1 protein-coding gene is annotated in these 649 nt (G+C 44.8%); it reads left to right on the forward strand.

Annotation, left to right across the window (positions count from 1 at the left end; all coding sequences use genetic code 11):
* Positions 1 to 293: 293 nt before the first annotated feature.
* Positions 294 to 649, forward strand: a 356-nt coding sequence (locus tag QTO00_RS20570) for a hypothetical protein (protein WP_331426387.1), incomplete at its 3' end; no start/stop codon positions are given.

Below are 649 nucleotides of genomic sequence, written 5' to 3' on the forward strand. Positions count from 1 at the left end.
CTTTCAGATTGGGTAAGTCTCTTCCCTTTCGGGCTGCCCTGCGCTGTGAGTAAGGCTTTACGCCCCCATTCCAGTCTCACAACACTAATCAATTATTCCTTTTCCGCAGTTCTCCCTCTAGCAGCTACAAGAGAGCGGTTTTATCGTGCTTTCGCAAGTTTTGATTAGTGCCTTTACCTGCCACCTTTGGAACTTCCCTTGGTCGGTGGCTGATGCGCATCGCTCTGTCCAAAACATCTTGAGTCCAAACAGAGTGCAGGAATACTTGAAGTGCTTAAATGATACGGGCTATCATGAAAGGACTTACACAGGCCGTCAAACCAGTAAGTATTCCGATCAAAGCCGACCTTGCAGGGTCGGTTTTGTCACATCTGGGGATTGAGATTACAACCAAAGAGCTGGGATCTCAACGATCCTTTTCTAAGGTAATGAACGTCCTCAAGAAAAACGCCTCCCATTGGGAGGCGTTTTTCGTATCTGCCAGATGTAAAAAAGGTCGCCGGTTTGGGCAACCTTTTGCGTTCTATCGTTCAGTTCGCACAATATGTGTTACGTTAAATTACTCATTACTTTCTTTTAAACCAAGGCAGTCCCACTCTATCAGCAATCGACTAAAATTATTTTTTGAAAGATATTTGGCATCTACACA

The sequence above is a fragment of the Vibrio sp. M260118 genome, assembly GCF_036533755.1.
In the GTDB taxonomy this organism is placed as follows: domain Bacteria; phylum Pseudomonadota; class Gammaproteobacteria; order Enterobacterales; family Vibrionaceae; genus Vibrio.